The 8,417-nt window shown below is 69.9% G+C and carries 6 protein-coding genes and 1 pseudogene; 5 read left to right on the top strand and 2 right to left on the bottom strand.

The window, feature by feature from the left end:
* The first annotated feature begins 457 nt into the window (after positions 1-457).
* The 5 genes from ACWD3C_RS42225 to ACWD3C_RS42205 all read left to right on the top strand — a co-directional run bounded on the left by ACWD3C_RS42225 (position 458) and on the right by ACWD3C_RS42205 (position 6,790).
* Positions 458-1,222, top strand: coding sequence for an IclR family transcriptional regulator (locus ACWD3C_RS42225; protein ID WP_451152996.1), 765 nt, complete (start codon positions 458-460; stop codon positions 1,220-1,222).
* A 516-nt stretch (positions 1,223-1,738) separates the two neighbouring features.
* Complete coding sequence (locus ACWD3C_RS42220) at positions 1,739-2,533, top strand: MIP/aquaporin family protein (RefSeq protein ID WP_451152994.1); 795 nt, start codon at positions 1,739-1,741, stop codon at positions 2,531-2,533.
* 98 nt (positions 2,534-2,631) lie between these two features.
* Positions 2,632-4,191 (top strand): glycerol kinase GlpK, encoded by a 1,560-nt coding sequence (glpK, locus tag ACWD3C_RS42215; protein ID WP_451152992.1) that lies wholly within the window; start codon positions 2,632-2,634, stop codon positions 4,189-4,191.
* Between the two features lie 72 nt (positions 4,192-4,263).
* Complete coding sequence (locus tag ACWD3C_RS42210; protein ID WP_451152990.1) at positions 4,264-5,880, top strand: FAD-dependent oxidoreductase; 1,617 nt, start codon at positions 4,264-4,266, stop codon at positions 5,878-5,880.
* A gap of 238 nt (positions 5,881-6,118) precedes the next feature.
* Positions 6,119-6,790: a FadR/GntR family transcriptional regulator gene (locus tag ACWD3C_RS42205; RefSeq protein ID WP_451152988.1), complete on the top strand. Its 672-nt coding sequence runs from the start codon at positions 6,119-6,121 to the stop codon at positions 6,788-6,790.
* 506 nt (positions 6,791-7,296) lie between these two features.
* On the opposite strand, the pseudogene ACWD3C_RS42200 reads toward ACWD3C_RS42205, so the two are convergent.
* Positions 7,297-7,914, bottom strand: a pseudogene (locus ACWD3C_RS42200) (ABC transporter permease); the annotation flags it as partial.
* A 46-nt stretch (positions 7,915-7,960) separates the two neighbouring features.
* Entirely contained in the window at positions 7,961-8,122 is a 162-nt protein-coding gene (locus ACWD3C_RS42195; protein ID WP_451152986.1) for a hypothetical protein, read from the bottom strand.
* Positions 8,123-8,417 lie beyond the last annotated feature (295 nt).

Raw genomic sequence — 8,417 nt, 5'->3', positions numbered from 1 at the left:
GTCCTCCAACGTCGGATCCTGCGCCTGGAGCATCGTGCCCATCGCTCCGTCAGCGACCACAACACGCGTGGCCAGAGCCTGGCGGAGAGCGGCGGTTCGCGTCCGGCTCTCGGCGGCGGACGTAGGGGACGGGTTCGGCAACGAGGCCATGAAGGTGCTCCCTGGAGTGCGACGGCTGTCGGCTTCGCGGCTTCCCTCGGAAGGCGCACGCGGCAAGGGTAGCCCGGAGAGGTGCGGACGGTCAGGGGCGTCCACGGGCCGGACGGGAGTGGCGCGGGTGCCGACGTGCGGTTTACTCCCACGGCGGCACTGTCACGGTGTTCGGCGTGGCGCACTGGGGGTGCGCTGACCGGGACATTGGCGGGAGGTCGGCAACGACCGGTAGTGTTCGACATTGCCGAACGTTGGTGGATTCAGTCGCACCCGGCGGCCGAAGGGGACGGAGGGCAGGACGGCGATGGCACGGAACATCCAGTCGCTCGAACGGGCGGCCGCGATGCTGCGGCTGCTCGCGGGCGGCGAGCGACGGCTCGGACTGTCCGACATCGCCTCGTCGCTGGGCCTGGCCAAGGGCACGGCCCACGGCATACTGCGCACCCTCCAGCAGGAGGGCTTCGTCGAGCAGGACACGGCCTCCGGGCGCTACCAGCTGGGCGCCGAGCTGCTGCGGCTCGGCACCACTTACCTCGACGTGCACGAGCTGCGGGCGCGGGCCCTGGTGTGGACGGACGACCTGGCCCGCTCCAGCGGCGAGAGCGTCTACCTGGGCGTGCTGCACCAGCACGGCGTGCTGATCGTGCACCACGTGTTCCGCCCCGACGACAGCCGCCAGGTGCTGGAGGTCGGGGCCATGCAGCCGCTGCACTCCACGGCGCTGGGCAAGGTGCTCTCGGCGTACGACCCCGTGGCGCACAGCGAGGTCCTGGAGGCCGACCGCAAGGCCTTCACCGACCGCACCATCGGCGAACTCGACGCCTTCGAGGGGGTCCTCGACATCACGCGCGCGCGTGGCTACGCCGCCGACGTCGAGGAGACCTGGGAGGGCGTCGCCTCCATCGCCGCCCCCATCCACGACCGCCGCCGCATGCCCGTCGGCGCGGTCGGCATCACCGGCGCGGTGGAGCGGGTCTGCCGCGAGGGCGAGCTCCGCCCGGATCTGATCGCCGCGGTACGGGACTGCGCCCGCGCCGTCTCCCGCGACCTGGGCGCCGGGCGGTTCTGACCGCCGCACGCCACCCGGACTGCACGGCCACGGCCACGGCCCGGTCCTCGTCGTGCACGCGCGCGTGGGTGCGCGCGACGAGATCGACACCGCCGTACCCGGTATCGAGTCGTGCACGCGCGCGCGTGGGTGCGCGTCCACGCCGACACCGACGAAGCCAGGGGCATCGCGCGCGGTCTTCCCACACCTCCCCACACATATCCCCACGCACCTCCTCCACACGCGAGCGCTCCGTACCCGCCACGTCACGCACGTGTAACCCGTGTCACGGGCGCCCCTGGACCGAACCCCGGAGCGATCAATAACGATCGCGCTTTCGACAACACGCCCCTTGACTAGCCACTCGCGCCACAGCGAGACTCCCGTCCATCGGTCGGCATTGTCGAACACCTACCGGCAATACGCGCTAGAGTGTGACAACGCCAATGGCCGGTATCGCTCTCACCCCCGAGGGCGCGAACCACCGGAGGGACCCGGGGTTCGCCTTCCCCTGGACGAAGGACAAAGGAGTCGCGGGTGTCCAGCTCCGACATCTTCATCGGCGAGACCATCGGTACCGCCATACTCATCCTTCTCGGCGCCGGCGTGGTGGCCGCCGTCGTACTGAAGGGCTCCAAGGCCCGTAATGCCGGCTGGCTCGCCATCACCTTCGGGTGGGGTTTCGCCGTGCTCACGGCCGTCTACACCTCGGCGCCGCTGTCCGGCGCCCACCTCAACCCGGCCGTCACCCTCGGCATCGCGATCAAGGACGGCGACTGGAGCAACGTTCCCACTTATTGGGCCGGACAGGTGCTCGGCGCCATGATCGGCGCGGCCCTGGTCTGGGTGGCGTACTACGGCCAGTTCCACGCGCACCTCACCGACCGGGAGATCGTCGGCGGCCCGGGCGCGCAGGCCACCGCTTCCAAGGCCGTCGAGGCGCAGGAGAAGGGCGCCGGCCCGGTGCTCGGCATCTTCTCCACCGGCCCCGAGATCCGGAACGCGGTCCAGAACCTGGCCACCGAGATCATCGGTACCGTGGTGCTCGTCCTCGCGGTCCTCACCCAGGGCCTGAACGCCGACGGCGACGGTCTCGGTACCCTGGGCGCCCTGATCACCGCCCTCGTCGTCGTCTCCATCGGCCTGTCGCTCGGCGGCCCGACCGGCTACGCGATCAACCCGGCGCGTGACCTGGGCCCACGCATCGTGCACGCCCTCCTGCCCCTGCCCAACAAGGGCGGCTCGGACTGGGCCTACGCCTGGATCCCGGTGGCCGGTCCACTGATCGGCGGCGCCGTCGCGGCGGGTATCTACAACGTCGCTTTTGCTTAGAGCCGTACGCCCCGCACAGCCGTATGTACGTTCCGCTCGCAGCCGCAAGCATTACGCCGTAAGCCAGCCCCTTGACCAAGACATTTCAGGAGCACACCGTGACCGACGCCCACACCGCCGGCATCGCTTCCCACGGCCATGGGCCGTTCATTGCCGCCATCGACCAGGGCACGACCTCGTCCCGCTGCATCATCTTCGACCGGGACGGCCGTATCGTCTCCGTCGACCAGAAGGAGCACGAGCAGATCTTCCCGAAGCCGGGCTGGGTCGAGCACAACGCCACCGAGATCTGGACCAATGTCCAGGAGGTCGTGGCCGGGGCCGTCGAGAAGGCCGGCATCACCCGCGACGACATCAAGGCCATCGGCATCACCAACCAGCGCGAGACCACGCTGCTCTGGGACAAGAACACCGGGGAGCCCGTCCACAACGCCATCGTCTGGCAGGACACCCGCACCGACGCCCTCTGCAAGGAGCTCGGCCGCAACGTCGGGCAGGACCGTTTCCGCCGTGAGACGGGTCTCCCCCTCGCCTCCTACTTCGCCGGTCCGAAGGCCCGCTGGCTGCTGGACAACGTCGAGGGCCTGCGGGAGCGCGCCGAGGCCGGCGACATCCTCTTCGGCACCATGGACAGCTGGGTCATCTGGAACCTGACCGGCGGTGTCAACGGCGGCCACCACGTCACCGACGTCACCAACGCCTCCCGCACGATGCTCATGAACCTCCACACGATGGAGTGGGACGAGAAGATCTGCGAGTCCATCGGCGTACCGATGCGGATGCTGCCCGAGATCCGCTCCTCCGCCGAGGTGTACGGCGAGATCACCGGCGGCAAGCTGGGCGACCTGCTCGGCGGCATCCCGGTCGCCTCCGCACTCGGCGACCAGCAGGCGGCCCTGTTCGGCCAGACCTGCTTCTCCGAGGGCGAGGCCAAGTCCACGTACGGCACCGGCACCTTCATGCTGATGAACACCGGTGAGAAGATCATCAACTCCTACAGCGGCCTACTGACCACGGTCGGCTACCGGATCGGCGACGACAAGCCGGTCTACGCCCTGGAGGGCTCCATCGCCGTCACCGGTTCGCTGGTGCAGTGGATGCGCGACCAGATGGGCCTGATCTCCACCGCCGCCGAGATCGAGACCCTCGCGCTCTCGGTCGAGGACAACGGCGGCGCGTACTTCGTACCGGCCTTCTCAGGCCTGTTCGCCCCGTACTGGCGCTCCGATGCCCGTGGTGTGATCGCGGGTCTCACCCGGTACGTCACCAAGGCGCACATCGCGCGCGCCGTTCTGGAGGCCACGGCCTGGCAGACCCGTGAGATCACCGACGCCATGACGAAGGACTCCGGCGTCGAGCTCGCGGCCCTCAAGGTCGACGGCGGCATGACCTCCAACAACCTGCTGATGCAGACCCTCGCGGACTTCCTGGACGCGCCGGTCGTGCGCCCGATGGTCGCCGAGACCACCTGCCTCGGCGCCGCCTACGCCGCCGGCCTCGCCGTCGGCTTCTGGACCAGCACCGACGACCTGCGCGCCAACTGGCGCCGGGCCGCCGAGTGGACCCCCCACATGGACGCGGAGCTCCGCGACCGTGAGTACAAGAGCTGGCTCAAGGCCGTCGAGCGGACCATGGGCTGGCTCGAAGACGAGAGCTGAGGGCAAGAGCTGACGGGAGCCGGCAAGGGCTCACGAGAGCTGTCGAAAGCCGACGAGGAGTAGAAACCCCCAATGACCAGCCAGTCCACCCTTCAGACCCTGCCTGCCCTGGGCACACGCCCGGCCTTCGGCACAGGCCCGAGCCGCGCCGAGACCCGGGAGCAGCTCGCCAAGGCGTCGTACGACCTCCTCGTCATCGGCGGCGGCATCCTGGGCATCTCCACCGCCTGGCATGCCGCGCAGTCGGGGCTGAGGGTGGCGCTGGTCGACGCCGGCGACTTCGCCGGTGCCACCTCCTCCGCCTCCTCCAAGCTGCTCCACGGCGGTCTGCGGTATCTGCAGACCGGCGCGGTGAAGCTGGTGGCGGAGAACCACTTCGAGCGCCGTGCGGTCTCCCGCCAGGTGGCCCCCCACCTGGCGAACCCGCTCACGTTCTACCTCCCCGTGTACAAGGGCGGGCCGCACGGCGCGGCGAAGCTCGGCGCGGGCGTCTTCGCCTACTCGGCGCTGTCGGCGTTCGGCGACGGCGTCGGCCACCTGCTGGGCCCGGCGAAGGCCGCGCAGGATGTGCCCGAGCTGCGCACCGACAATCTCAGGGCCGTGGCCGTGTACGGCGACGACCAGATGAACGACTCCCGAATGGCGCTGATGACGGTCCGCGCGGCCGTCGAGTCGGGCGCCGTCGTCCTCAACCACGCCGAGGTCACCGGCCTGCGCTTCACCCGGGGCCGGGTGACGGGCGCGGAGCTCAAGGACCGTCTGTCCGGGGACGAGTTCGGGGTCGAGGCCCGTCTCGTCCTGAACGCGACCGGCCCGTGGGTCGACCACCTGCGCAGGATGGAGAACCCGGACGCGGCCCCCTCCATCCGCCTCTCCAAGGGCGCGCACCTGGTCCTCAAGCGCACCTCCCCGTGGAAGGCCGCGCTCGCCACCCCCATCGACAAGTACCGCATCACCTTCGCCCTCCCCTGGGAGGACATGCTGCTGCTCGGCACCACGGACGAGGAGTACGTGGGCGACCCGGCGGACGTCGCGGTCAACGACAAGGACATAACCCAGATCCTCGACGAGGCCGCCTTCTCCATCCGCGACCAGCAGCTCTCGCGCGACCTGATCACGTACTCCTTCGCGGGCCTGCGTGTGCTGCCCGGCGGCCCCGGCGGCACGTCGAAGGCCAAGCGGGAGACGGTCGTCACGGAGGGCCGGGGCGGGATGCTGTCCGTCGCGGGCGGCAAGTGGACGACGTTCCGCCACATCGGCCGTACGGTGATGAAGAAGCTGGAGTCCCTGCCCGGTCACCCGCTGGGCGAGGACTTCGAACCGATGTCCTCGCTGCCGAAGAAGCTGCCGCTGCCCGGCGTCGCCAACCCGCGCGCGGTCGCCCACCGGCTCCTGGTCGACCACCCGGCCCCCGGCCCTCGCATGGCCCCCGACACGGCCCGCCACCTGGCCACGCACTACGGTTCGCTGGCCTTCGACATCGCCCGCCTCGCCAACGAGAACCCCGAACTGGGCGAGCGCGTCCACCCGGACGCCCCCGAGATCTGGGCGCAGGTCGTCTACGCCCGCGACAACGAGTGGGCCGAGACGGCGGACGACGTACTGCGCCGCCGTACGACCCTGACGATCCGCGGCCTCGCGACGGACGAGGTGCGGGGTAGGGTGCAGGACCTGCTTGACAAGAAGTAGCACGATACGGGCTCATACGTGCAGACAAGGGCCCTCGCGAAGGGGGCGGTTCCCATACGAGAGCCGCCCGCTTCGCGCGGTTCACCCTGTCTGGAGGCGCTCGCCCCGGGCGTGCCCGTGCTGCCCCGGGGGCAGGCCCCTGAGCTGAGGATTTCCGTCACATTCGGCTCTCGTTCACTCCGTTGGACCCGCATAATGGCCTGAGACATCGGATGTCTGAGCGACAGGGAGGCCCGCCATGGCAGTCACCGATGAGGCGATCGAGAAGATCAAGGGAATGATCGTCTCCGGCGCGCTGCGCCCCGGCGACCGCCTTCCCAAGGAAAGCGAACTCGCCTCCGAGCTGGGTCTGTCCCGCAACTCGCTGCGGGAGGCCGTACGTGCCCTGTCGCTGATCCGCATCCTGGACGTACGGCAGGGCGACGGCACGTACGTGACAAGTCTCGACCCCCAGCTCCTCCTTGAGGCGCTGAGCTTCGTCGTCGACTTCCACCGTGACGACACCGTACTGGAGTTCCTCGCGGTGCGCCGCATCCTGGAGCCGGCGGCGACGGCGATGGCCGCCCTCCGGATCAGCGAGCAGCAGCTCGACGCGTTGACGAACCAGTTGGACAAGCTCGGCGACGCGCCGTCCGTGGAGGAGCTCGTCGCCTGCGACCTGGACTTCCACAAGGGCATCGTGCAGAGTTCCGGGAACTCCGTGCTGTGCTCGCTCCTCGACGGGTTGTCGGGGCCCACGACCCGTGCCCGGGTCTGGCGCGGGCTCACCCAGGAGGACGCGGTCAGCCGTACCCTCCACGAGCACCGCGCGATCCTCGGCGCTCTGCGCGACCGGGACGCGGAGGCTGCGCGGTCCTGGGCGACGGTGCATGTCGCGAGCGTGGAGCAGTGGCTGCGCAGCACGCTGTGAGGTGGCGGGGCGTCACTTGCGGGTGTTGTTCTCGCCCCCGCCGCCCCTACCCGTCCCATCCCCAGGGGCTGCCGCCCCTTCGGCCCCGCCTGGGGGCTGCGCCCCCGGACCCCCGCTGGGGGTTGGGGGTGGGTGGGCAGTGTGTGGGTGGGGTGTCCGGGGTGGGTGGGTAGTTCGGGTGGGTGGGTGTTGGGGGTTGTGGGGTGGCTGCAGGTTGTGTGTGGCTGGTCGCGCAGTTCCCCGCGCCCCTCACGGGGCGCAGTCCCCTCGAACGTTACGGGGTGCAGGCCTCTCCGACCTTACGGGGCGCAGGCCCCTCGGACCTGACGGGGTGCAGCTCCAGCCCGCGGGACCTTTCCGGCCCAGGCCCGGTACTCCCAGCCCGTCCGGCGTTTGAGGACGAGGCCGAAGACCTATGCGCGGGGGGGGGCGGGCTGGGGGCGGAGCCCTCAGGGATGGGACGGGTAGGGGCGACGGGGGCGGAGGCAATGCCCGTACGGGAGCCTCTAATCCCGTCGCTCTCCGCTCGCGAAGCGGGAGATCACCAGGGCGACGATGATGATGGCGCCGTTGAGGAACTGGTTCCACAGGGCGGGGACGCCGCCGAGGGTCATGACGTTGACGAACAGTTGGAGGGTCAGGACGCCCGTGAGCGCTCCGAAGAGGGTTCCGCAGCCGCCCTTGAGGCTGATCCCGCCGATCACGGCTGCCGCGAACACCTGGAAGATCCAGCCGTTGCCCTGGGTGGCCGCGACGGAGCGGTAGTGGCCGGTGCAGAGGACGCTCGCGAAGGCGGCGAGGAGGCCGTCGATGGCCAGCACGATCCAGGTGATGCGGTCGACGCGGATACCGGCCGCGCGGGCCGCCTCAGGGTTGCCGCCGATCGCGTACAGGGCCCGCCCGTGCCGGAGCCGGGCGAGGGCGCAGCCGCCGACGGCGAACAGGCCGAGGCAGAGCCATACGGCGGCGGGGGCGCCCAGCCGGTCCGTCTTGCCCAGGTATCGGAAGGACTCCGGGACATCGGTGATGGACTTGCCCTCGGTGATGCCGATGTGGAGGCCGCGCAGCATGGTGAGCATGCCGAGGGTGGCGATGAAGCCGTTGACGCGCAGCTTGAGCATCAGGGTCGATGCCGATCCGGTCGGCGAAGGCGCCCGCCTCGTCCCGGTTTCAGGCGCTGAGCGCGGTGGCGGCCAGCAGGGCTGCGCAGGCCAGGGCGGTTATCGTACGCAGTGTCATGGGGTCCTTCCCGTACGAGTGGCCCACACGGGCCCGTTCGGACAGGAGTGCGCGGCGATCGACTCTGCCGGAGATGGCCACGTAGTCGAACATCGCCAAGGGACCTCGAAGCCGGTGACGGTCTCGTTCATGTGCGCCCCTGATCACTCGTTCTTGGCCGCCCAGCATCAAACGAACATCGGACCTTTCGCCGTCCTCCGATGTATAGCGTGACGTTCGTGAGAGCGTCCAGGGGTCGTACCGAAGTTGGCCGAGGACAGCTCGGATGACTGAGGGCGGTCGAGGGTTGCGACTGGGGGTGTTCCGGAGTGGCGATCGGGGCAGTGATGCGTTCACTCCCCCATGCAAGGGGGCTGCGGAGGCCCCCTCGGCACGCCGTAAGGTTGGG

This window comes from Streptomyces sp. NPDC002845, from assembly GCF_053591955.1.
Note: the sequence above shows the minus strand (reverse complement) of the source record. Positions and strands in the feature narration are given on the sequence as shown.